Source organism: Cryobacterium sp. MDB2-A-1 (assembly GCF_004402675.1).
GTDB classification, from domain to species: Bacteria; Actinomycetota; Actinomycetes; order Actinomycetales; family Microbacteriaceae; genus Cryobacterium; species Cryobacterium glucosi.
This window is the reverse complement of record NZ_SOFK01000009.1, coordinates 1-23,067: the sequence shown is the minus strand read 5'-3', so window position 1 is coordinate 23,067 and position 23,067 is coordinate 1. Positions and strand designations below refer to the sequence as shown.

Genomic DNA, 23,067 nt, shown 5'->3' with positions numbered 1-23,067 from the left:
TACCCCTAAAGGAACAAGAAAATGGCAAGAGTAAAAAGAGCGGTCAATGCTCACAAGAGCCGCCGCGTCATCCTCGAGCGCGCCAAGGGTTACCGCGGCCAGCGCTCCCGTTTGGTCACGAAGGCCAAGGAGCAGCTCACTCACTCCTTCACTTACAGCTACCGTGACCGTCGTGCACGTAAGGGTGACTTCCGTCGCCTGTGGATCCAGCGGATCAACGCTGCGTCCCGCCAGAACGGCCTGACCTACAACCGCCTCATCCAGGGCCTCGCCCTGGCCGGCATCGAGGTCGACCGTCGTATCCTCGCCGACCTCGCGGTCAACGAAGCGGCCACCTTCGCCGCCATCGTCGAGAGCGCCAAGGCAGCACTGCCCGCCGACACGTCCGCACCGAAGGTCAAGGCCTAGCCTTCACGCTTCAGCGCCGTTCAGTTCGCGAGCAGTTCGTTCCACCAGCACTCCGCATCACCCAAAACGGGAGCGGGCCCCAGGGCCCACTCCCGTTTTTGCGTTCCCGCGCCCGGAACCGGGTCAGGCGGCGGGGGTCGAGAGGTCGTAGACCGTCGAGCCGCCGACCGTGGTCGCGGTGTATGTCGCGGCCACCCAGGTCGCGATGGCCGTCGCGGTGCTGTCGCCGCCGCCCATGCCGCCGCCCTGGCTTCCGGAGATGTAGTAGCCGACGTCACCGGCCGCGACGTACGCCTGGAACTCGGCGAGGGTCGGCGTCGGGTCACTGCTCCAGCCGCCGATCGCCATCACGGCGACGCCGGTGGACAGTTCGAGCGTCGCAGCGGACTGCGATCCGTCGACCGCCGCGGCCCAGCGAGCCGTCGAGGCCGTGAGCAGGGCGGTGAGCTCGGACGAGGTCGCGGAATCCGAACCCGCGCCGGAGGGAGCGGAGCCGGAGTCGCCGGCGTTCGCCGCGGCATCCGTGCCCGTGTCGCTCGTGCCGGAGCCGGTATCGGTGCCCGTCGTTCCGGTCGTGCCCGAGCCGTCCGGACCGCCGGTGCCTCCCGTCGGGGGAGTGCCGCCTGCGCCGTCCGGCGCCGTGCCGCCATCGGGCCTCGTGCCGCCGCCGTCGCCTGTGGGGGCACCGCCCATCGCGCCGCCCGCGCCGCCGCCCATTCCGCTCGAGGACGAGACAGAACCGACAGAGGGAATCGAGCCGTTGTGCGCGACCGACGCCGTCGCGATCGCGTATGCCGCACTTCCGCCGAGGCCGCCGAGCATGCCGACGAGAACCGCGACGGTCGTGAGGCGACGCCAGCTCAGTGCGGCACCGACGACGAAGCCGGCCGCGCCGAGCAGGGTCACCGTGAGCAGTGTCCAGCGCAGCCACGGCAGCCAGTCCGCGTTCTCGGACAGGAGCACGAAGCCCCAGGCGCCGGCGGCGGCGATCATCGCGGCGAGGCCGAGCCGGCCGAACCAGTGCGAACGGCCGTGCCAGAGCACGACGCCGCCGGTTCCGACGAGGCCCGCGATCGCCGGGGCGAGGGCGACGGTGTAGTACGGGTGGATGGTGCCGCTCATGTAGCTGAAGACGAGTCCCGTCACGAGCAGCCAGCCGCCCCAGATCACGAGAGCAGCGCGGGCACCGTCGGTACGGTGCCGCTTGCGGGTGGCCCAGAGGCCGAGGACCAGGGCGAGCAGCGCCGTCGGCAGCAGCCACGAGATCTCGAGGCCCATCTCGCTGCTGAACAGGCGGCTGAGTCCGGTCGCGCCGCCGAAGCTCGAGCCGGCCGCGGCCGTCGTGCCGCCGCCCGCGTTTCCGCCGCCGCCTGCGGTCGCCCCGAAGATCCGACCGAGGCCGTTGTAGCCGAAGACGAGGTCGAGCACGGTGTTGTCCGTGGACCCGCCGATGTATGGGCGAGCGGATGCCGGCCACAGGGCGACCGCGAGCACCCACCACCCCGCCGACACGACGAGGGCGCCCGCGGCGACGCCGAGGTGTGCGAGGCGGCGCCAGACGGTCGTATTCGCCAGGAGCAGGTAGGCGAGGCCGAAGGCCGGCAGCACGAGGAGGCCCTGGAGCATCTTGGTCAGGAAGGCGAAGCCGAGGGCGACGCCGGCGAGGGCGAGCCAGCGCCAGCTCGCGGCGGGCAGCGCGCGGACCACGCAGTACGCGGCAGCCGTCATCAGCACCGTCAGGAGTGCATCGGGGTTGTCGAAGCGGAACATCAGCGCCGCGGCGGGCGTGAACGCGAGCACCGCGCCGGCCACGAGCCCGCCGACGGCGCCCAGCCGTTGGCCGAAGGCCACGAGGCTGCGCCGCACGGTCGCGAAGACGAGGGCGACGGCCGCGACGCCCATCAGCGCCTGCGGCACGAGCACACTCCAGCTCGAGAAACCGAAGATCCGCGCCGAGAGCCCCATCACCCAGAGCGATGCCGGCGGCTTGTCGACGGTGATGAAGTTCGAGGAGTCGAGAGATCCGAAGAACAGGGCGGTCCAGCTCCTGGACCCTGCCTGCACCGCGGCGGCGTAGAAGCTGTTCGCCGAGCCGCTCTCGCTCAGGTTCCAGAGGTAGAGCAGGCCGGTGACGATCAGGAGCGCCCAGAACGACGGCCGGATCCAGGCGGCGTCCGTGCGCTCTCCGAGAATGATCCGGGCGATCAGTCCGCGGCGCGCCGTCGACGGCGCTGCGGCGCCGGACGTGCTGGACCCTGTGGTCGCGCCGGATGTGCGCGGCACGGATACGGGTGGGCGGGTCACGTGACCCGGAACGATGTGGCCGGTCATGGCTCCTCCAAAGGTTGATCCTTTGAGCTTGCCGAGTGCGTCCATGGGCCAGCTATGCCGGCGCTATGAGATGGCTATGGCCGGCTGTCAGCGCGGCAACCGCGCCGCCACAGCCCCGGCAAGTAGGCTGGGAGCATGTTAGATAATCCCCGTTCTCCGCGCGTGCGGGCCGTTGCGAAGCTGTCGAACCGGGCCGCGCGCTCCGAGACCGGGCTGTTCCTTCTCGAGGGCCCGCAGGCCGTCGCCGAGGCCCTGAACTTCCGTCCGGAGCTCGTCGTCGAGCTGTACGCAACCCCGACGGCCCTCGAGCGCCACCCCGAGATCGCCGAAACCGCCGTCGATGCGGGCGTCGACGTCGAATTCGTCACCGAGCAGGTCCTCGAGACGATGGCGGACACCGTCACCCCGCAGGGCTTCGTCGCGGTCTGCCACCAGTTCCCCACCTCGGTCAAGGAGATCTTCGCCAAGGAACCGAAGCTCATCGCGATCCTCGAAGAGGTGCGCGACCCGGGCAACGCCGGCACGATCATCCGGGCAGCGGATGCCGCCGGCGCCGACGCCGTGATCTTCACCGGTCGCAGCGTCGACCTCTACAACCCCAAGGTCGTGCGCTCGTCCACGGGCTCGATCTTCCACCTGCCCGTCGCCGTCGGCGTCACCCTTGACGACGTCCGCGAGCGCGCCCGCTTCGCCGGCCTCCAGATCTTCGCCGCCGACATCAAGGGCACCGACCTGCTCGCCGCCCGCAATGAGGGACTCCTTCTCGCGCCGACGGCCTGGCTGTTCGGCAACGAGGCCCGCGGCCTGACCGATGAGGACCTGGCCCTCGTCGACCGCTCGATCACCGTGCCGATCTACGGCCACGCCGAATCGATGAACCTCGCGACCGCGGCATCCGTCTGCCTGTACGAAAGCGCCTTCGCGCAGCGCAGCTAGTCGCGGGAACCGGGCCCGCCGGCGTGCGGATTGGTTTGCGCTGCTAACAATTTCCCCTAGATTGGGGGATATGGAGCCTACAGATCCCACGCCGGCTACGTCGAACATCACGGTGCGTCGGGGCGAGCCCCTCGTGGTCGTTACCGATGTCAACAAGCACTTCGGCGAGCTGCACGTCCTCAAGAACATCAACGCCGTCGTCACCCGTGGCGAGGTCGTCGTCGTCATCGGCCCGAGCGGGTCGGGCAAGTCCACGCTCTGCCGGGCTATCAATCGCCTCGAGACGATCGACTCCGGCGTCATCACGATCGACGGTCAGGCCCTTCCCGAAGAGGGCAGGGGCCTGGCCCGGCTGCGGGCAGACGTCGGCATGGTCTTCCAGGCGTTCAACCTGTTCGCGCACATGACGGTGCTGCAGAACGTCACCCTCGGGCCGATCAAGGTGCGCGGGCTGTCCAAGGCCGACGCCGAGACCCGGGCGATGGCCCTCCTCGAGCGGGTCGGCGTCGCCGACCAGGCCCACAAGATGCCCGCCCAGCTCTCCGGCGGCCAGCAGCAGCGCGTCGCGATCGCCAGGGCCCTCGCCATGGAACCCAAGGTCATCCTCCTCGACGAGCCGACGAGCGCACTCGACCCCGAAATGATCAACGAGGTTCTCGAGGTCATGATCGATCTCGCCAACGACGGAATGACCATGATCGTGGTCACCCACGAGATGGGCTTCGCCCGCAGGGCCGCCAACCGGGTCATCTTCATGGCCGAGGGCGAGATCGTCGAGGAATCGACCCCGGACCGTTTCTTCACCAACCCGCAGACCACCCGCGCCAAAGACTTCCTTTCGAAGATCCTCGCGCACTGAGGATCCTCTTCCCGCAGTACTTGCCGGTCACACGACCGGCGATCCCCGCACACAGCACCCAGGAGGACACCATGCGACTCAATAAAGGTCTAGTGATTTCTGCCATTGCCCTCGCGAGCGTTCTCACGCTCAGCGCCTGCACCGACTCCGGTGCATCCCCCTCTGCGGCCCCCGTCGCCGCCACCCCGACGTTCGCGCCGGGCACGACCATGGCCAAGCTCGCCGAAGCAGGCAAGATCACCATCGGCACCAAGTTCGACCAGCCGTTGTTCGGACTCAAGGGCCCGAACGGCCCCGTCGGATTCGACGTCGAGATCGGCAAGCTCATCGCGGCCAAGCTCGGCATCGCAGCGGACAAGATCAACTGGGTCGAGACCGTGTCGGCCAACCGGGAACCGTTCATCACGAACGGCCAGGTCGACATCGTCATCGCGACCTACACGATCAACGACAAGCGCAAGGAGGTCGTCTCCTTCGCCGGCCCGTACTACGAAGCCGGACAGGACCTGCTCGTGCTCGCCGGGAACCCGAACAAGATCACCGGGCCAGAAGACCTCACTGGGAAGCCGGTCTGCACCGTGAGCGGCTCGACCTCGGAGAAGAACATCGCCGCGTACACGACCAACGTGATCGCGACGGACACCTACTCCAACTGCCTCGGCCCGCTGCGCAGCGGTGAAGTCGTCGCGGTCACGACCGACAACGTCATCCTCGCCGGTCTCGCCGACCAGAACTCCGGCGAATTCGAGGTCGTCGGCAAGCCATTCACCAAGGAGCCGTACGGCATCGGGCTGAAGAAGGACGACACCGAATTCCGCGCCTTCATCAACGACACCCTGGCCGCCTCCTTCACCGACGGAACCTGGGCAGCGGCCTGGGAGGCCACCGCAGGCAAGGTCCTCGACACCCCCACCCCGCCGACCATCAACCGCTACTAGAACCCGCGCGACGCCGGGCGGATGCCTGATGCGGCATCCGCCCGGCCTCGCGTTCGAATGCACCCACCGACACCCACAGACACAGACATAGAAGAGGAGTTGAGGCATGGACGCAGTCATCGATAACCTGCCGGTCTTCCTCGAAGGCTTTCGAAACACCCTCGGCCTGCTCGTCATCTCCGGGGTGGGCGCACTCATTCTCGGCCTGATCGTTGCCGGCCTGCGCATCTCGCCCATCGGCTCGTTCCGCGGCTTCGCCACGGTCTACACCGAGATCATCCGCAACACACCCCTGACCCTGATCCTCTTCTTCTGCGCGTTCCTGCTGCCATACCTGCAGTTCTCGCCCGGCTACTTCACGCTCGCAGCGATCGGCCTCACCGTCTACACCTCGCCGTTCGTCGCCGAAGCCGTGCGCAGCGGTATCAACGGCGTGCACGTCGGCCAGGCCGAGGCCGCCCGCAGCATCGGGCTCGGCTTCGGCCAGTCGCTCGCCTTCGTGATCCTGCCGCAGGCGCTGCGGATGGTCGTGCCGCCCCTGATCAACGTGTTCATCGCCCTCGCGAAGAACACCTCCGTCGCCGGCGCCTTCTTCGTCTTCGAACTCTTCGGCGCCGCCCGCCAGGTCACCAACGACCGCGGCGACCAGGTCCTCGCAATCCTGCTCGCGGTGGCCGTCTTCTACCTGCTGATCACCGTGACCCTCGGCATCATCGCCGGCCGGGTCGAGAAGAGAGTGGCGGTGCTCCGATGACCTCGGTCCTCTACGATGCGCCAGGCCCCAAGGCCCGGCGGATGTCCCGCATCATCTCCTACGTCGGCGTCGCCGTGATCGCCGTCGGTGTCGTCGCCCTCGTGCTCGCCCTGGGAGCCCCGAAGGCGAGCGCCAACGGCGCCGTGCAGCCCGGACTCTGGGACCTGAGCCGCTGGGACGTCTTCAACGACCTCGAGGTCTGGCGCTCGCTCGGCCGCGGCGCGCTCGCGACCCTCGAAATGGCCGGTGTCGCGGCCGTCCTCGCCCTCGTCCTCGGTGTGCTGTTCTCCTTCGGCCGCGCCTCCGACACGGCCTGGATCCGGGTGCCCACCACGGTCGTCCTCGAATTCTTTCGCGGCATGCCCGTGCTGCTGATGATGCTGTTCGTCCTGCTCGTCTTCTCGACCGGATCGTTCTGGGCCGGCGTCGCCGCCCTCGCCGTCTACAACGGCGCGATCATCGGCGAGGCCCTCCGGGCCGGTATCAAGGCGCTCCCACGCGGCCAGCGCGAAGCCGGTCTCGCGATCGGCCTGACCCCCATCGCGACGCGACTCCGGATCGAATTCCCGCAGGCTTTCCGGCAGATGCTGCCGATCATCATCGCCCAGCTCGTCGTGCTGCTCAAGGACACCTCGCTCGCCTTCGTGGTGGGATACTCCGAACTCCTGCGCAGCATGCGCGACCTGACCAACTTCTTCGGCAACCGATACTCCTTCTCCTTCTTCTTCGTCGTGCTCGTCATCTACCTCGCGATGAACCTGTCGCTGTCGTGGCTGGCCCGGCGGATCGCCCGGCGGAGCGGTTCGAAGCCCACGCACTAAACTTGGGACTTGTGTCTGAATCCACCGAAAACCCCGCACCGGCCGAAATCTCCGAAGCGGCCGTGACCGCGGCGGTCACCGCCGCCCTGGCCGCCATATCCGCCGCCGCCGACTCGTCCGCCCTCAAGGCGGCCCGGAGCGAACACGCCGGTGAGGCGTCTCCGCTCTCCCGCCTGAACGCACTGATGCGTTCGGTGTCGAAGGAGCAGAAGGCGGCGGCCGGCAAGCTCGTCGGCCAGGCCAGGGCCCGGGTCAACCAGGCCCTCTCCGCCCGCGAGGCGGAGATCGGCGCGGCAGAGGCCGCCGCACAGCTCGCCGCTGAAACGGTGGATGTCACGGCAGCGGCGTCGACCTGGCACGCCGGGGCGCGGCATCCGCTCGCCCTGCTGCAGGAACGCGTCGCCGACGTCTTCGTCGCGATGGGCTGGGAGGTCGCGGAAGGCCCCGAGCTCGAAAGCGAGTGGTTCAACTTCGACGCGCTCAACTTCGACGAGGACCACCCGGCGCGCGCGATGCAGGACACCTTCTTCATCGACCCGCCCGAGGCACACCTCGTGCTGCGCACGCACACCTCGCCCGTGCAGATGCGCGCCCTGCTCTCCCGCGAGCTGCCGGTCTACGTCGTCGCGCCCGGCCGGGTGTACCGCACCGACGAGCTCGATGCGACCCACACTCCCGTGTTCCACCAGATCGAGGGCATCGCCGTCGACAAGGGGCTCACGATGGCGCACCTCCGCGGCACCCTCGACCACTTCGTGCAGGCCCTCTTCGGCCCGGAGGCGAAGGTGCGGCTGCGGCCGAACTACTTCCCGTTCACCGAACCGAGCGCCGAGCTCGACGTCTGGCACCCGACCTTCAAGGGCGGCGCGCGCTGGATCGAGTGGGGCGGCTGCGGCATGGTCAACGCAAACGTGCTCCGCTCCGCGGGGATCGACCCCGAGGTCTACTCGGGCTTCGCGTTCGGCGTCGGCGTCGAACGAGCACTGATGTTCCGCAACGATGTGAAGGATATGCACGACATGGTCGAAGGCGACGCACGGTTCAGCCAGCAGTACGGGATGACCGTCTGATGCGCGTTCCCCTGAGCTGGCTCGGCGAATTCGTCGACCTCGAACCCGGCACGACCCCCGAAGCCGTGCACGCCGCCCTCGTGAGCGTCGGCCTCGAAGAAGAAGAGATCCACCGCTTCGAGCTGACCGGCCCGATCGTCGTCGGCGAGGTGCTCGAGTTCGTCGGAGAGCCGCAGACCAACGGCAAGATCATCAACTGGTGCCAGGTGCGCGTCGCGCCCGGCGACGAGACCGCGGCCGACGGCGGCCCCGCCGTGCACGGCATCGTCTGCGGCGCCCACAACTTCGTCGTCGGCGACAAGGTCGTCGTGACCTTGCCCGGCGCGGTGCTCCCCGGCCCGTTCCCGATCGCGCCCCGCAAGACCTACGGCCACGTCTCCGACGGCATGATCGCCTCGGCCCGCGAGCTCGGCCTCGGCGACGAGCATGATGGCATTCTGCTCCTGAAGAACCTCGGCCTCGACGACGCCCCGGTCGGCACCGACGCGATCGCCCTCCTCGGACTCGACGACACCGCCGTCGAGGTCAACGTGACCCCCGACCGCGGCTACGCGTTCTCGATCCGCGGCATCGCCCGCGAATACTCGCACGCGACAGGGGCCGCCTTCCGCGACCCCGCCCTCGCGACGGTGACCGCGGTTTCCACGATTGATTTCCCCGTCACGCTCGCCGACGCTTCCCCCATCCGCGGTCGCGTGGGCGCGAGCGTCTTCGTGACCCGCGCCGTGCGCGGCGTCGACCCGTCCCGGCCCACTCCGGCCTGGATGATCACCCGGCTCGCCCTCGCGGGCATGCGGTCCATCTCGCTCGTCGTCGACGTGACCAACTACGTCATGCTCGAACTCGGCCAGCCGCTGCACGGCTACGACCTCGACGCCCTCGCCGGCGGCATCCTGGTGCGCCGGGCGGAACCGGGGGAGAAGCTCACGACCCTCGACGGCGTCGTGCGCGCCCTGCACTCCGAGGACCTCCTGATCACCGACGAGTCCGGTGCCATCGGCCTCGCCGGCGTGATGGGCGGCCGCAGCACCGAGATCGGTGCATCCACCACGAACGTGCTCATCGAGGCCGCGAACTTCGACCCGGTGTCGATCGCCCGCAGCGCCCGCCGCCACAAGCTCCCGAGCGAGGCCTCCCGTCGCTTCGAACGCGGAGTGGACCCTCAGGTCGCCGCCGTGGCAGCTGCCCGCGTCGTGCAGCTGCTCGTCGACCTCGCCGGCGGAACCGCGGACGGCCTCGGCTCCGCGCTCGACTCCTCGGTGCCGCCCGTCGCGATCGAGCTCCCGCGCGACTTCATCTCCGGCCTGATCGGGCGCACCTACTCGGACGACGAGGAGCGCTCAGCCCTCGCCGAGATCGGCGGCCTGCTCGTCGAAACCCCGACCGGACTCTCGGTGACCCCGCCGACCTGGCGCCCCGACCTCACCGACAAGTGGACCCTCGCAGAGGAGGTCGCCCGCATCGTCGGCTACGACAGCATCCCCTCTGTGCTCCCGGTCGCCCCGCCCGGCCGCGGCCTGACCCTCGTGCAGCGCCTGCGCCGCACGGTCGCGCAGACCCTCGCGGCCACCGGCCACACCGAGGTGCTCGCCTACCCGTTCGTGTCCGAGGCCGACAACCGCCTCTTCGCACCGCTCGCGACCACGACGGATGCCGCCGGTGCCGCCGCCGGCATCCCCGCCGTCGCCGAGGTCCCCCATACCCGCGTAGCCAATCCGCTCGACGGCGAGGCGCCTTTCCTGCGCACCTCGATCCTCCCTGGCCTGCTGCGGATCGCGCACCGCAACCGTTCTCGCGGGATCACCGACCTGGCCGTCTTCGAACAGGGACTCGTCTTCCGGCCGGTGGCGGGCATCCGCTACGGCAGCCTCGTCGTACCGGCGGGTGCCACCCGCCCCAGCACGGCACTCGAGGCCGAGCTCAACGCGGGCATCCCGCCGCAGCCGTACTCCGTCGCCGTCGCTCTCACCGGGAACACCGTGCGGCACCAGCCCGGCCGGGCGCCGATCGCCGCAGGCTGGCAGGACGCCCTCGCCGCCGTGCAGCAGGTCGCGCTCGCGACCGGCGTGCCGATCCTGGTGCGCCAGGGAGTGCACCCGGCGATGCACCCCGGCCGCACCGCCGAGTTGTTCGTCGCCACCGCAGACGGGGAGCTGAGCGTCGGCTTCGCGGGCGAACTGCTGCCCGCCGTCGCGACCGGCTTCGACCTGCCCGCCGTGGTCGCCGTCGCCGAGATCACCCTCTCCGACGTCTTCGCCCAGGCCGGTTCCGAACTGCACGCCGCACCGATCAAGACGATGCCCGCAGCGACCCAGGACCTCTCGCTCGTCGTCAGCGCCACGGTGCCCGCAGCCGAGGTGCTCGCGGCAGTGGCTGAAGGGGCCGGCGCGCTGCTCGACCACATCGAGCTCGTCGACGACTACCGCGGCACCGGGATCGAGCCCGGCCGCAAGTCGCTGACGTTCGCGCTGCGATTCCGGGCCACCGACCGCACCCTGACCGCCGCGGAAGCGAGCGACGCGAAGCTCGCCGGCGTGGCCGTCGCGGCCGCCCGCTTCGACGCGACCCTCCGCGAGTAAGACTCCGGGGTGCGCGCCACGTGCGCCGTTTCGCGCCAGGCACGCCTGGCGCGAAACGGCGGAAATGGCGCGCGATCGGGCGCGATTGGCGCGTCGCGGCGGAGGTGGCGCGCAACTTTCTTGCGTGCGCAGCTGACGTGCGCTCGGGTGGCCGGGTGCGGATGCCGGCGGGAACCGACCCGATGTCGCCCGGATTCCCGGGGGCGCGGGGCAGCGCGATAGGTTTGTCACATGGCTTTTTCGGTAGCAATTGCAGGCGCGAGCGGTTACGCGGGCGGAGAATTGCTGCGAATGCTCGCCGGACACCCTGAATTCGAGGTGCGCACGGTGACCGCGCACAGCAACGCGGGCCAGCGATTGATCGACGTGCAACCGCACCTTCGCGGCCTCGCGCACCTCACCCTCGTGGACACGAACGCCGTCAACCTCGCCGGGCACGACGTCGTCTTCCTCGCCCTGCCGCACGGGGCATCCGGTGCCCTGAGCGCGGAGCTGTCGCCCGACACGCTCGTGATCGACTGCGGCGCGGACCACCGGCTGGAGGATGCAGCGGACTGGGCGGCGTTCTACGGCGGCGACTACTTCGGCTCGTGGGCGTACGGCGTCCCCGAACTCCCGATCCCCGGTGGCGGCAAGCAGCGCTCCCGCCTGGTCGGAGCCCGCCGGATCGCCGCGCCCGGGTGCAACGCGAGCACGGTCGCACTGGCCCTCGCGCCCGGCATCCACGCCGGCGTGATCGAACCGGCCGACCTCGTCGCCGTGCTCGCCGTCGGACCATCGGGTGCGGGCAAGAGCCTCAAAGTCCCGAACCTCGCCGCAGAGGTGCTCGGATCCGCCAACCCGTACGCGGTCGGCGGCACCCACCGGCACATTCCCGAAATCCAGCAGAGCCTGCGCTGGGCGGGCGCCGTGAATCCGACCATCTCCTTCACGCCCGTGATCGTGCCGATGTCCCGCGGCATCCTCGCGACGGCGACGGCGCGCCTCGTGCCCGGCACCTCCGCAGCCGCCGTGCGCGCAGCCTGGGAGAGCGCATACGCAGACGAACCGTTTGTGCACCTGCTCCCGGCCGGACACTTCCCGCGCACGAGCGACGTGCTCGGCGCCAACACCGCACTGATCGGCCTCGCCGTCGACGAGGCCGTCGGCCGCGTCGTCACGGTGACCGCCGTCGACAACCTCGCCAAGGGCACCGCCGGTGCCGCGATCCAATCCGCAAACCTGGCCCTCGGGCTGCCCGAGACCCTGGGCCTCAGCATGAATGGAGTCGCCCCGTGAGCGTCACAACCCCCGCCGGATTCGCGGCAGCCGGCGTCACAGCCGGCCTCAAGAAGTCCGGCGGACTCGACCTCGCCGTCGTGCAGAACCTCGGCCCGCTCTCCAGTGCCGCGACCGTGTTCACGAGCAATCGCTGCAAGGCGAACCCGGTGATCTGGAGCCAGCAGGTCATGCGCGGCGGCAGCGTCCGCGCGATCGTGCTCAACTCGGGCGGTGCGAACTGCTACACCGGCAGCATCGGCTTCCAGACCACCCATGCGACCGCGGAGGCCGTCGGTGACCGCCTCGGCGTGTCCGCCGGGGAGGTGCTCGTCTGCTCGACCGGCCTGATCGGCGAACAGCTCGACCTGGACAAGATCACCGCAGGCATCTGGGACGCCACCCTCGCCCTGCGCACGGACGACTCGACGTCCGCCGAAGCGGGCCTGTCCGCCGCCAGGGCCATCATGACGACCGACACCACTCCGAAGCAGTCCGCCGTGACCGCGCCGGCCGGCTGGTCGATCGGCGGGATGGCCAAGGGCGCAGGCATGCTCGCCCCCGGCCTCGCGACAATGCTCGTCGTGATCACGACCGACGCCGTCCTCGACTCCGCCCAGCTCGACAGGGCGCTCCGGGTCGCGACCCGGATCACCTTCGACCGCCTCGACTCCGACGGATGCATGTCGACCAACGACACCGTGAGCCTGCTCGGCTCTGGCGCGAGCGGCATCGCGCCGGACGAAGCCGAATTCGCCGCCGCGCTCACCGCGATCTGCCAGGACCTCACCCTGCAGCTGCAGGCCGACGCGGAGGGCAGCGCCCACGACGTCGCCATCACCGTGCGCAACGCCGAGACCGAAGCCGACGCCGTCATCGTGGCCCGCGCTGTCTCCCGCAGCAACCTGTTCAAGACCGCCATCTTCGGCAACGACCCGAACTGGGGCCGCGTGCTCGCCGCCGTCGGCACGACGGATGCCGCCTTCGACCCGTACAACATCGACGTCACGATCAACGGGGTGCAGGTCTGCACCGCGGGGGAGCCGGACCAGCCCCGCGAACTCGTCGACCTCACGCCACGCTCCGTCACGGTGCTGATCACGCTGCACGCGGGGGACGCGGAAGCGACGATCTGGACCAACGACCTCACGCACGCCTACGTCGAAGAGAACAGCGCGTACTCGAGTTGACCCGTCACACGCACGGCAAGGCCTCGCACCGGCATCCGCTCGCGGACACCGGCACCGGAACGCACGCGAGCGACGCAGAGGTCGACACGACCGAGGCCGAGTCGAACACCCGGGCCGAGGCCGCGGTCAAGGCCGAGACCCTGATCGAGTCGCTGCCCTGGCTCAAGCACTTCCACGACAAGATCATCGTCGTCAAGTTCGGCGGTAACGCCATGGTCAGCGAGGCGCTGCAGCGCAGCTTCGCCGAGGACATGGTCTACCTGCGTTATGCCGGCCTCCGCCCCGTCGTCGTGCACGGAGGCGGCCCGCAGATCTCGGCGATGCTCGACCGCCTCGGCATCCAGAGCGAATTCCGCGGCGGCTACCGCGTGACGACCCCCGAGGCGATGGACGTCGTGCGGATGGTGCTCACCGGCCAGATCAACCGCGAGCTCGTCAGCCACATCAACGAGCACGGCCCCCTCGCGGCCGGCCTCTCCGGCGAGGACGCCGGACTCTTCCAGGGCCGCCGCCGCGGCACGATGATCGACGGCGAGGAGGTCGACCTCGGCCTCGTCGGCGACGTGATCGGCGTCGACCCAGAGGCCGTGCACGCCCAGCTCGACGCGGGCCGCATCCCGGTGATCTCCTCGATCGCGCCAGACACGGATGTCCCGGGCCAGTCCCTGAACATCAACGCCGACGCCGCCGCCGCGTCCCTCGCCATCGCGCTCGGGGCCGAGAAGCTCGTCATCCTCACCGATGTCGCCGGGCTCTACAGCGACTGGCCGAACCGGGACTCCCTCGTCTCGATCATCGAAGTGCCCGAGCTCCGCGCCCTGCTGCCCGACCTGGAATCCGGGATGATCCCCAAGATGACCGCCTGCCTCGACGCCGTCGAGGGCGGCGTCGCCAAGGCGGCCATCATCGACGGGCGCGTGCCGCACTCGATCCTGCTCGAGGTCTTCACCGGGAGCGGGATCGGCACCGAAGTAGTACCCCGGGCGAACTGAAGCCCAACCGCACCACACCACCGACACGACGGATTTGAGAATGACAGGCGAAACGATCACCGACTCACCGGCAACCTACGCGGGCACGACCGACGCGGCCACGCTCGCGGAACGCAGCGAGGGCTGGCGGGACCGATACACCGCGGCGATGATGCTCACCTTCGCGCCGCCGCGCGCGATGCTCGTCCGCGGCGCCGGCTGCTACGTCTGGGACGAGAACGGCACCGAATACCTCGACTTCCTCGCGGGCATCGCCGTCAACTCCCTCGGGCACGCCCACCCCGAGATGGTCGCCGCCGTGTCCGCCCAGGTCGGCACCCTCGCGCACATCTCCAACTACTTCGCGTCCCCCTCGCAGATCGAGCTCGCCGAACGGCTCAAGCGCATCACCGGGGCCGGCCCGGCCGGCCGTGTCTACTTCTGCAACTCGGGCGCCGAGGCCAACGAGGCGGCCTTCAAACTCGCCCGCCTCAACATCGGGAGCGAGCCCGGTCGGCCGCGCACCCGCATCCTCTCGTTGCACGAGTCCTTCCACGGCCGCACCATGGGCGCCCTCGCCCTGTCAGGCAAGCCCGCCATGCGGGCGCCGTTCCTGCCGGTGCCCGGCGGCGTCGAGCACATCCACGCGACCTTCGAGGCCCTCGAGGCCGCGATCGACGACACCGTCGCCGCCCTGTTCCTCGAGCCCGTGCAGGGGGAAGCCGGCGTCATCGACCTGCCGGACGGCTTCCTGCGCCGCGCCCGAGAGCTCTGCACCCGGCACGGGGTCCTGCTCATCCTCGACGAGGTGCAGACCGGTGCCGGACGCACCGGAGACTGGTTCGCGTACCAGCACGACGGCATCCTGCCCGATGCGATCTCGATCGCCAAGGGCATCGGCGGCGGGGTGCCGATCGGCGCCCTCGTCACCTTCGGTGCGACGTCCGAGCTGTTCCAGCGCGGCCAGCACGGCTCGACCTTCGGCGGGAACCCGCTCGCGACCACGACCGCCAACACCGTGCTCGGCATCATCGAGCGGGACGGCCTCGTCGCCAACGCCGCCCGCCGCGGCGAGCAGCTCCGCGACCTGATCCTCGGCTTCGACTCCCCGCACATCCTCGAGGTGCGGGGCCGCGGCCTGCTGCTCGGAATCGGACTCGCCGAGCCCGTGGCCCTGAAGCTCGCCGACGCGGCCCTCGAGGCCGGCCTCATCATCAACGCCGCAAACGAGTCCACCATCCGGCTCGCGCCGCCCCTCATCGTCGGCGAGGCCGAGCTGGCCGAATTCGGGCGCCGATTCGGGCTCGCCCTGGCCAGCCTCTAGGCTGAAGAATCCCCCATTCCAGCGAAAGTGACCCCGTGACCCGCCATTTCCTGCGCGACGACGACATCTCCCCGGCCGAACAAGCCGAGATCCTCGACCTGGCCGTTGAGCTCAAGCGCGACCGATTCCAGGCGAAACCCCTCGCGGGCCCCCAGACCGTCGCCGTGATCTTCGACAAGTCGTCGACCCGCACCCGGGTGTCCTTCGCCGTCGGCATCGCCGACCTCGGCGGAAGCCCGCTGATCATCAGCACCGCCAACAGCCAGCTCGGGGGCAAGGAGACCGCGGGCGATACCGCCCGCGTGCTCGAACGCCAGGTCGCCGCGATCGTCTGGCGCACCTACGGCCAGGCCGGCCTCGAGGAGATGGCCCTCGGCACCACCGTGCCCGTCGTCAACGCGCTCTCCGACGACTTCCACCCCTGCCAGCTCCTCGCCGACCTGCTCACCATCCGCGAACACCGCGGCGAGCTCGCCGGCCTCACCCTGACCTTCCTCGGCGACGGCGCCTGCAACATGGCGCACTCCTACCTCCTCGCCGGCGCGACGGCAGGCATGCACATCCGTGTCGCCTCCCCGGCCGGCTACACCCCGCAGCCGCAGGTGCTGGCGGATGCCGAGGCCATCGCCGCGAAGACCGGCGGCTCGATCACCCTCTACACCGACCCCGCGGAAGCGGTCACCGGCGTCGACGTCGTCGTCACGGACACCTGGGTGTCGATGGGTTTCGAGGAGGAGAAGGCCGCACGCGTCGCCTCCCTCGGCGCCTACCGCGTCGACAGCGCGCTGCTCGCCCGCGCCAAGCCCGACGCGCTCTTCATGCACTGCCTTCCCGCCGACCGCGGTTACGAGGTCACCGCGGACGTCATCGACGGGCCGCAGAGCATCATCTGGGATGAGGCCGAGAACCGCCTGCACGCGCAGAAGGCGCTGCTGGTCTGGCTGCTCGGCCACAACACCAACCCGTAAACTGAGACTTAGTAGATATTTAGAGGGAGAACCATGGCTGAACGTGTTGTGCTCGCATACTCCGGTGGACTGGATACCTCGGTCGGCATCGGCTGGCTGAAGGATGCGACCGGCAAGGAGGTCGTAGCACTCGCCATCGACGTCGGACAGGACGGCGAAGACATGGAGGCCATCCGCCAGCGTGCGCTCGACTGCGGCGCCGTCGAGGCCATCGTCGTCGACGCGAAGGACGAATTCGCCAACGACTACATCGTCCCGGCCCTCAAGGCCAACGCGCTGTACCAGAAGCGCTACCCGCTCGTCTCCGCGCTCAGCCGCCCGCTGATCGCCAAGTACCTCGCCTCCACCGCCAAGGCGCTCGGCGCCGACAGCGTCGCCCACGGCTGCACCGGCAAGGGCAACGACCAGGTCCGGTTCGAGGCCGCCGTCGCCGCGCTCGCTCCCGACCTGATCTCCCTCGCCCCGGTCCGGGACTTCGCGCTGACCCGCGACAAGGCCATCATCTACGCCGCGGAGCACAACCTGCCGATCAAGCAGTCCGCGAAGAGCCCGTACTCGATCGACCAGAACGTCTACGGCCGCGCGGTCGAGACCGGCTTCCTCGAAGACCCGTGGAACGCGCCGATCGAGGACCTCTACACGTACACCCAGGACCCCACGGTCACGCGGGACGCGACCGAGGTCGTCATCCGCTTCGACCAGGGCGTCCCCGTCGCGATCGACGGCAAGCCCGTCACGCCTCTGCAGGCCATCGAGATCATGAACAAGCTCGCCGGCGACCAGGGCGTCGGCCGGATCGACATGGTCGAAGACCGCCTCGTCGGCATCAAGAGCCGCGAGGTCTACGAGGCCCCCGCCGGCATCGCCCTCATCGCCGCGCACGAAGAGCTCGAGAACATGACCATCGAACGCGACCTCGCCCGCTACAAGCGCGGCGTCGAGGCCAAGTGGGCAGAACTCGTCTACGACGGGCTCTGGTTCTCCGGCCTCAAGCGTGCCCTCGACGTGTTCATCGACGAGACGCAGAAGTACGTGACCGGCGACATCCGCCTCAAGCTGCACGCCGGCACCGCGGTCGTCACCGGCCGCACGAGCCCGCAGAGCCTCTACGACTTCAACCTCGCCACCTACGACACCGGAGACACCTTCGACCAGAGCATGGCCAAGGGGTTCATCGAGCTGTGGTCGCTGCCGAGCAAGATCTCCGCACGCCGCGACCTGGCCGGCAAGTAGGGTCCGGAGCATGACAGGCGATTCTCCGGTCAACCGCGCCGGTGAGGCGGGCGCCCTCTGGGGTGGCCGCTTCGCCGGGGGACCGAGCCCCGAGCTCGCACGGTTGAGCAAGTCGACCCAGTTCGACTGGCCACTCGCGCCATACGACATCCGGGGTTCCCGGGCTCACGCCCGTGCCCTGGCCGCCGCTGGTTACCTGAGCGCCGAAGAACTCGCCGCCATGATCGCCGGGCTCGACCGGCTCGACGCCGCCATCAACGATGGAAGCTTCCAGCCTGCCGAGAGCGACGAGGACGTGCACTCCGCCCTCGAACGCGGCCTGATCGACATCGTCGGCGCCCCGCTCGGCGGCAAGCTCCGCGCCGGGCGCAGCCGGAACGACCAGGTCGCCACCCTGATCCGGATGCTGCTCCGCGACAAGGCCGCGAGCATCTCCGCGCACCTGATCACGGTGATCGACGCCCTCGCCGCCCAGGCCGAGGCCAACGAGACCGCGATCATGCCCGGGCGCACCCACCTGCAGCATGCGCAGCCGGTGCTCCTCGCCCACCACCTCTTCGCGCACTGCTGGCCGCTCGTGCGCGACCTCGAACGCTTCACCGACTGGGGCAAGCGCGCGGACTACTCGCCGTACGGTTCCGGCGCGCTGGCCGGGAACACCCTCGGCCTCGACGCCCGGCTCGTCGCGACCGACCTCGGCTTCGGCCACGTCGTCGAGAACTCGATCGACGGAACCGCGAGCCGCGACCTCGTCGCCGAGTTCGCGTACATCACCGCCCAGATCGGCATCGACATCTCCCGCCTCGCCGAGGAGATCATCCTCTGGAACACCCGCGAATTCGGTTTCGTCACCCTCGACGACGCGTACTCGACCGGGTCCTCGATCATGCCGCAGAAGAAGAACCCCGACATCGCCGAACTCGCCCGCGGCAAGTCCGGTCGCATGATCGGCAACCTCACCGGCCTGCTCACGACCCTCAAGGGTCTCCCGCTCGCGTACAACCGCGACCTGCAGGAGGACAAGGAACCCGTCTTCGACTCGATCGACACCCTCGAGGTGCTCCTGCCCGCCTTCGCCGGCATGATCGCGACGCTGACCTTCCACACCGAGCGGATGGCGGAACTCGCCCCCGCGGGCTACTCCCTGGCCACCGATGTCGCCGAATGGCTCGTCAAGCAGCGTGTGTCGTTCCGGGACGCGCACGAGATCACCGGGCTCCTCGTGAAGTACGCCGAGCAGAACGAACTCGAACTCCACGAGGTCGACGATGACGCGCTCCTCACGATCTCCGCGCACCTGACCCCCGAGGTGCGCAGCGTGCTGAGTATCCACGGGTCCGTCGAGGGTCGCGACGGCCAGGGCGGCACCGCCCCGGTTCGCGTTGCCGAGCAGCGTGCCGTGCTCGTCGCCCGGGTGCGCGTGCTCGCCTCGGCACTCGCGCTCTAGCGGGCGCCACGGGTGAACGCCGCGCGGGAACTGCGACGTGACGGGCGCCGCCGGTGAGCCTCGACCGGGAGCTGCTCGCACGGCCGGCGATCGAACTCGCCCCGCTCGTGCTCGGTGCGGTTCTCCGCCACGGCGGGGTCGCGCTGCGCATCACCGAGGTCGAGGCCTACCTCGGCGACGGAACCGACCCGGGCTCGCATGCCTTCCGGGGTCGCACCCGGCGTAATGCGGCCATGTACGGCCCGCCCGGGCACCTCTACGCGTATTTCAGCTATGGGATGCACGTCTGCGCCAACATCGTCTGTTCCCCGGAGGGTGCCGCGTCAGCGCTCCTGCTCCGCGGAGGCGAGATCGTCGACGGACTGGCCGAAGCCCGGTCGCGCCGCACGACCTCGAAGACCGACGGCGATCTGGCCAGGGGACCGGCGCGGCTCACGATCGCCCTCGGTATCGGGCTCGGCGACGACGGCGCCGATCTCGGCGCCCTGCCGTTCGAGCTGACCCTGCCCGCCATTCCCGCGCCTGCGGTACGCACCGGTCCGCGCACCGGCGTCAGCGGTCCCGGCGGGGGAGTGGCGTTCCCGTGGCGATTCTGGCTCCCGGGCGAGCCGACCGTGTCGCCCTACCGGCGGCATCCGCAGCTTGGAAACGCGTCGGGGGTTTAAGTCACCGACAAAACACCCTCCCGATCGCGCAGAGGGGCCGTAACTCAGCGCACGCAGTCGCTCAGCTCGTCGCGATCTTCACGAGGGCGGCGCACGCGCAGGCCCAGATCAGGCTCGCGAAGGTGCCGATGATGAAGCGCTCACGGGTTTCGGCCTCGGTGAGTTCGGTGAACCGGCCGACGCCCTTGATGGCGACGACGACGGCGATCGCCTCGGGGAACCCGGCGAGGATCGCCCCCGCGACCGCGAGCCGTTCGAGGATGCCGATCATGAGACCGCCGCGGAGCACCTCGTGCACGGCACCGGCCGCGCCGGGTGCTGCGGGCGTCGCGCCGTCGTCGACGAGGATGCCGCCGTGCTGGCCGGGCCGCGCGGAATCGTGGGTGGCGAAGTCGAGTGCGAGCAGGGCCATCGGACCGCCGCCGACGACGGCGAGGGCGAGTGCGATCAGTCCGAGGATGACGCCGAAGGTGTCGCTGCCGCCCGGAGCGGGGGCCGCCGCGATCAGCAGGGCGCCGGCGAGGCCGCCCGCCGAGATGATCGCGAAGGTCTGCTTCCGCCACCGGAACGCGAGCACGGCGCAGCCAAGCGAGCCGATCGTCACGAGCAACAGCAGCATCCAGTACAGCGTGGCGAGGATCTGGAAGGACTGGATCGTCATCCGGCGGTGTCCGTTTCTGTCGAAGTCTGCTCGAGGTCTTCCACGAGCCTAACGAGTGCGGGGTGTGCAGCCTCCTCGACCCTCCAGAGCGAGGACTTGATCCGCTGGCTCACCGCGGCGGGCGTGATCCCGAGCCGGGCGGCGATGTCGACCTGGCTGAGCCCGCCGCGCAGCAGGTCGACCGCCGCCCAGCCCTCCGGCGAGCGGCGCTGGCGGAGCAGGAGCACGGTCGCGATGAGCGCCTCGACCTCGGCGCCGGCCAGAATCGGTGCGCCAGCGGGCAAGCCGGGGTGGGGCCGGCCGGCGGATGCCCCGGCCGCCGTGGCCCCGGACCCGTCTGCGTCGAGGGCGAAGCGGGCATCCGCTTTCTTGGCTCGCGTCACGGCGGCCCGCGCGGCGATGAATGCCGCGCCGGAGGCCTGCCGGGTGGCGTGGGGGAGCGGCACCCGGACCGGGCCGATGCCGAGGCCGATGCTCCAGTGCCCCGACCGGTGCAGCGCGAACACGACGTCGAGCGCGGTCGCGGCGTCGGTGAGCAGCGTCTGGATCTCGTCGCCGGAGGTCTGGTCTGGCGGCAGGAGGAAGGCGGGGCCGAAGTCGGCGGCGAGGCGGGCGATCATCTCGCCGGCCCGGTCCCGGTCGTGGCGGCTGTCGATCTGGTCTGCGGTGATCACGAACATGAGCGCGCCCTCCGGTGCGATTGCTGTGCAGCGCGGGAGTTCGCCCGCATAAAGTAAGCGTACACGCTATATATCTGAATATTCATTCTTCAGGCTTAATTATTCACGATGAAGGCTTAGGCCTGTCCTCCCGGCCCGGCACGGCCGCGCTGGTAATCTGGGCTGCGTGTCAGATTCCGTGATCCTCAAGCAGCAGTCCAACGACGTTACCTTCGAGAATGTCTGGGAGGAGATCTCCTGGCGTGGCCTCGTGCAGGTGTCGACCGACGAGGCCGAGCTGCGCGCGCTGCTCGCGGGGGAGCCGATCACCTTCTATTGCGGGTTCGACCCGACCGCGCCGAGCCTGCACCTCGGAAATCTCGTCCAGCTCCTGCTGATGCGCCGCCTGCAGCTCGCCGGTCACCGGCCGCTCGGCCTCGTCGGCGGTTCCACTGGTCTGATCGGCGACCCGCGGCCCACCGCGGAGCGGGTGCTGAACACCAAGGACACCGTCGGCACCTGGGTCGGCTACCTGCAGGCGCAGGTGTCGCGCTTCCTGAGCGCGGAGGGCGACAATCCCGTCACCCTGGTGAACAACCTCGACTGGACCGGTCCGCTCAGCGCGATCGACTTCCTGCGCGACATCGGCAAGTACTTCCGGGTCGGCACCATGCTCAAGAAGGATGCGGTAAGCGCGCGGCTGAACTCCGACGCAGGCATCAGCTACACCGAGTTCAGCTACCAGGTGCTGCAGGGCCTGGACTTCCTCGAGCTCTTCCGCGCGCACGGCTGCGTGCTGCAGACCGGGGGCAGCGACCAGTGGGGCAATCTCACGAGCGGCACGGACCTGATCCGCAAGGCAGAGGGTGCGAGCGTGCACGCCATCGGCACACCCCTGATCACGAACAGCGACGGCACCAAGTTCGGCAAGAGCGAGGGCAACGCCGTCTGGCTCGACCCCACCCTGACGAGCCCATACGCCTTCTACCAGTTCTGGCTCAACACCGACGACGCCGATGTGATCCTGCGCCTCAAGATCTTCACGTTCCTGACGCGGGCCGAGATCGAGGGCCTCGAGGAATCGGTTGCCACGGAACCCTTCAAGCGGCTCGCCCAGCGCACCCTCGCCGTCTCGGTGACGAGCCTCGTGCACGGGCGGGCGGCGACGGATGCTGCCATCCACGCCGCGCAGGCCCTCTTCGGCCAGGGTGACCTCGCCGACCTCGACGAGGAGACCCTCGAGGCCGCCCTGCGTGAACTCCCCAACACGACAACGGCCCCGCACGCACCTGTCATGCAGTTGCTCGTGGACACCGGACTCACGACGAGCCTGAGCGAGGCCCGGCGCGCGATCAAGCAGGGCGGGGTGTACCTGAACAACGTCAAGGTCCTCAGCGAGGACCAGACCATCGAGGGGGCCGTGCTCCCCGGTGGTGTCGCCGTGCTCCGCCGCGGCAAGAAGACCCTGGCCGGCGTCTTCGTCGAGTAGTCCCTGCCCGGCGTCTTCGTCGAGCAGTCCCCGCCGCGAGAGTACGATTTTGGCCCTTAAACCGGAGGTTTAAGGGCCAAAATCGTACTCTCGCGGATGCTGGGGGCGGCGTGGGCGGGGGCGTGACACGCCCGGGGTGGTGCGGGTTTTGACGGGGGTGGTGGGGGCACGTAATGTCTTCACGTACCCCAAAGGTGCGGAAAAGCCGCAGTGCTTTCCGGCCTCACGTGGGACCGAAGTTTTACGCTTTTCTCACTCTCGAATCCTTGATTCGGATGTGCGAGGCGTAGGCTTGAAAGTCTTCCTCCCGCAAGTTTTGTCGGATTGGTTGAACTCCTTTTGTGGACGCGTTTTCGTGTCGAGAAGCGGGGTCCCGGCCGATTTGACAGGGGCTGCGGGGGAGGTTAGGTTAGACAAGTTGCCTCGGAGCGACAGCCACTAAGCCGGTTACGGTGTGGCCTGAAGCCGGGTGCGTCCGATCCTTGAGAACTCAACAGCGTGCACAAT

The 23,067-nt window shown here is 69.4% G+C and carries 20 protein-coding genes; 17 read left to right on the top strand and 3 right to left on the bottom strand.

Translation table 11 applies throughout. The annotated features are described in order from the left end of the window. The first annotated feature begins 21 nt into the window (after window positions 1-21). Window positions 22-408, top strand: coding sequence for a 50S ribosomal protein L20 (gene rplT / locus E3O39_RS00835; RefSeq protein WP_134446990.1), 387 nt, complete (start codon window positions 22-24; stop codon window positions 406-408). Window positions 409-531: 123 nt separating this feature from the next. Here rplT and E3O39_RS00830 read toward each other — a convergent pair whose 3' ends face one another. Further along, window positions 532-2,739: a glycosyltransferase family 39 protein gene (locus E3O39_RS00830; protein ID WP_134446991.1), complete on the bottom strand. Its 2,208-nt coding sequence runs from the start codon at window positions 2,737-2,739 to the stop codon at window positions 532-534. Between the two features lie 135 nt (window positions 2,740-2,874). Between E3O39_RS00830 and E3O39_RS00825 the strand changes: the two genes are divergently transcribed. The 15 genes from E3O39_RS00825 to E3O39_RS00755 all read left to right on the top strand — a co-directional run bounded on the left by E3O39_RS00825 (window position 2,875) and on the right by E3O39_RS00755 (window position 19,751). Further along, complete coding sequence (locus tag E3O39_RS00825; RefSeq protein ID WP_134446993.1) at window positions 2,875-3,675, top strand: RNA methyltransferase; 801 nt, start codon at window positions 2,875-2,877, stop codon at window positions 3,673-3,675. Between the two features lie 70 nt (window positions 3,676-3,745). After that, window positions 3,746-4,534, top strand: coding sequence for an amino acid ABC transporter ATP-binding protein (locus E3O39_RS00820; RefSeq protein WP_134446995.1), 789 nt, complete (start codon window positions 3,746-3,748; stop codon window positions 4,532-4,534). A gap of 71 nt (window positions 4,535-4,605) precedes the next feature. Continuing rightward, window positions 4,606-5,472, top strand: a complete 867-nt coding sequence (locus E3O39_RS00815; RefSeq protein ID WP_134446997.1) for a glutamate ABC transporter substrate-binding protein — start codon at window positions 4,606-4,608, stop codon at window positions 5,470-5,472. Window positions 5,473-5,578: 106 nt separating this feature from the next. Further along, entirely contained in the window at window positions 5,579-6,226 is a 648-nt protein-coding gene (locus tag E3O39_RS00810) for an amino acid ABC transporter permease (protein ID WP_134446999.1), read from the top strand. Between the two features lie 41 nt (window positions 6,227-6,267). Next, entirely contained in the window at window positions 6,268-7,047 is a 780-nt protein-coding gene (locus E3O39_RS00805; RefSeq protein ID WP_241975412.1) for an amino acid ABC transporter permease, read from the top strand. Between the two features lie 11 nt (window positions 7,048-7,058). After that, window positions 7,059-8,117, top strand: a complete 1,059-nt coding sequence (gene pheS / locus E3O39_RS00800; RefSeq protein ID WP_134447003.1) for a phenylalanine--tRNA ligase subunit alpha — start codon at window positions 7,059-7,061, stop codon at window positions 8,115-8,117. Continuing rightward, complete coding sequence (pheT, locus tag E3O39_RS00795) at window positions 8,117-10,696, top strand: phenylalanine--tRNA ligase subunit beta (protein WP_134447005.1); 2,580 nt, start codon at window positions 8,117-8,119, stop codon at window positions 10,694-10,696. The genes pheS and pheT overlap by 1 nt, the downstream gene beginning before the upstream one ends. 231 nt (window positions 10,697-10,927) lie before the next feature. Further along, window positions 10,928-11,974, top strand: a complete 1,047-nt coding sequence (argC, locus tag E3O39_RS00790) for an N-acetyl-gamma-glutamyl-phosphate reductase (RefSeq protein ID WP_134447007.1) — start codon at window positions 10,928-10,930, stop codon at window positions 11,972-11,974. Then, the gene (gene argJ, locus E3O39_RS00785) at window positions 11,971-13,143 is read left to right on the top strand and encodes a bifunctional glutamate N-acetyltransferase/amino-acid acetyltransferase ArgJ (protein WP_134447009.1); all 1,173 of its coding nucleotides are present in this window, start codon (window positions 11,971-11,973) and stop codon (window positions 13,141-13,143) included. The genes argC and argJ overlap by 4 nt, the downstream gene beginning before the upstream one ends. A 140-nt stretch (window positions 13,144-13,283) precedes the next feature. Next, window positions 13,284-14,135: an acetylglutamate kinase gene (gene argB / locus E3O39_RS00780; protein ID WP_241984934.1), complete on the top strand. Its 852-nt coding sequence runs from the start codon at window positions 13,284-13,286 to the stop codon at window positions 14,133-14,135. 40 nt (window positions 14,136-14,175) lie between these two features. Further along, complete coding sequence (locus tag E3O39_RS00775; RefSeq protein WP_134447013.1) at window positions 14,176-15,438, top strand: acetylornithine transaminase; 1,263 nt, start codon at window positions 14,176-14,178, stop codon at window positions 15,436-15,438. A gap of 35 nt (window positions 15,439-15,473) precedes the next feature. Then, complete coding sequence (gene argF, locus E3O39_RS00770; RefSeq protein WP_134447015.1) at window positions 15,474-16,406, top strand: ornithine carbamoyltransferase; 933 nt, start codon at window positions 15,474-15,476, stop codon at window positions 16,404-16,406. A gap of 33 nt (window positions 16,407-16,439) precedes the next feature. Beyond that, entirely contained in the window at window positions 16,440-17,639 is a 1,200-nt protein-coding gene (locus E3O39_RS00765) for an argininosuccinate synthase (RefSeq protein ID WP_134447017.1), read from the top strand. Between the two features lie 10 nt (window positions 17,640-17,649). Continuing rightward, complete coding sequence (gene argH / locus E3O39_RS00760) at window positions 17,650-19,086, top strand: argininosuccinate lyase (protein ID WP_134447018.1); 1,437 nt, start codon at window positions 17,650-17,652, stop codon at window positions 19,084-19,086. Between the two features lie 53 nt (window positions 19,087-19,139). After that, the gene (locus E3O39_RS00755) at window positions 19,140-19,751 is read left to right on the top strand and encodes a DNA-3-methyladenine glycosylase (RefSeq protein WP_134447020.1); all 612 of its coding nucleotides are present in this window, start codon (window positions 19,140-19,142) and stop codon (window positions 19,749-19,751) included. A gap of 61 nt (window positions 19,752-19,812) precedes the next feature. Here E3O39_RS00755 and E3O39_RS00750 read toward each other — a convergent pair whose 3' ends face one another. Beyond that, window positions 19,813-20,412 carry a hypothetical protein gene (locus tag E3O39_RS00750; RefSeq protein ID WP_134447022.1) on the bottom strand — a complete coding sequence of 200 codons (600 nt, stop codon included), beginning with the start codon at window positions 20,410-20,412 and terminating at the stop codon, window positions 19,813-19,815. Then, window positions 20,409-21,092, bottom strand: a complete 684-nt coding sequence (locus E3O39_RS00745; protein WP_134447024.1) for a winged helix-turn-helix transcriptional regulator — start codon at window positions 21,090-21,092, stop codon at window positions 20,409-20,411. The genes E3O39_RS00750 and E3O39_RS00745 overlap by 4 nt, the downstream gene beginning before the upstream one ends. Window positions 21,093-21,258: 166 nt before the next feature. Here E3O39_RS00745 and tyrS point away from each other — a divergent pair, with 166 nt between their 5' ends. Next, on the top strand, window positions 21,259-22,560 hold the full coding sequence (gene tyrS, locus E3O39_RS00740) for a tyrosine--tRNA ligase (protein ID WP_241984930.1): 1,302 nt from the start codon (window positions 21,259-21,261) through the stop codon (window positions 22,558-22,560). Window positions 22,561-23,067: the final 507 nt, after the last annotated feature.

Coding starts and splice junctions, on each gene's coding strand:
- rplT (WP_134446990.1), top strand. CDS start 22: ATGGCAAGAGTAAAAAGAGCGGTCAATGCTCACAAGAGCCGCCGCGTC.
- E3O39_RS00830 (WP_134446991.1), bottom strand. CDS start 2,739: ATGACCGGCCACATCGTTCCGGGTCACGTGACCCGCCCACCCGTATCC.
- E3O39_RS00825 (WP_134446993.1), top strand. CDS start 2,875: ATGTTAGATAATCCCCGTTCTCCGCGCGTGCGGGCCGTTGCGAAGCTG.
- E3O39_RS00820 (WP_134446995.1), top strand. CDS start 3,746: ATGGAGCCTACAGATCCCACGCCGGCTACGTCGAACATCACGGTGCGT.
- E3O39_RS00815 (WP_134446997.1), top strand. CDS start 4,606: ATGCGACTCAATAAAGGTCTAGTGATTTCTGCCATTGCCCTCGCGAGC.
- E3O39_RS00810 (WP_134446999.1), top strand. CDS start 5,579: ATGGACGCAGTCATCGATAACCTGCCGGTCTTCCTCGAAGGCTTTCGA.
- E3O39_RS00805 (WP_241975412.1), top strand. CDS start 6,268: ATGTCCCGCATCATCTCCTACGTCGGCGTCGCCGTGATCGCCGTCGGT.
- pheT (WP_134447005.1), top strand. CDS start 8,117: ATGCGCGTTCCCCTGAGCTGGCTCGGCGAATTCGTCGACCTCGAACCC.
- argC (WP_134447007.1), top strand. CDS start 10,928: ATGGCTTTTTCGGTAGCAATTGCAGGCGCGAGCGGTTACGCGGGCGGA.
- E3O39_RS00775 (WP_134447013.1), top strand. CDS start 14,176: ATGACAGGCGAAACGATCACCGACTCACCGGCAACCTACGCGGGCACG.
- E3O39_RS00765 (WP_134447017.1), top strand. CDS start 16,440: ATGGCTGAACGTGTTGTGCTCGCATACTCCGGTGGACTGGATACCTCG.
- argH (WP_134447018.1), top strand. CDS start 17,650: ATGACAGGCGATTCTCCGGTCAACCGCGCCGGTGAGGCGGGCGCCCTC.
- E3O39_RS00750 (WP_134447022.1), bottom strand. CDS start 20,412: ATGACGATCCAGTCCTTCCAGATCCTCGCCACGCTGTACTGGATGCTG.
- E3O39_RS00745 (WP_134447024.1), bottom strand. CDS start 21,092: ATGTTCGTGATCACCGCAGACCAGATCGACAGCCGCCACGACCGGGAC.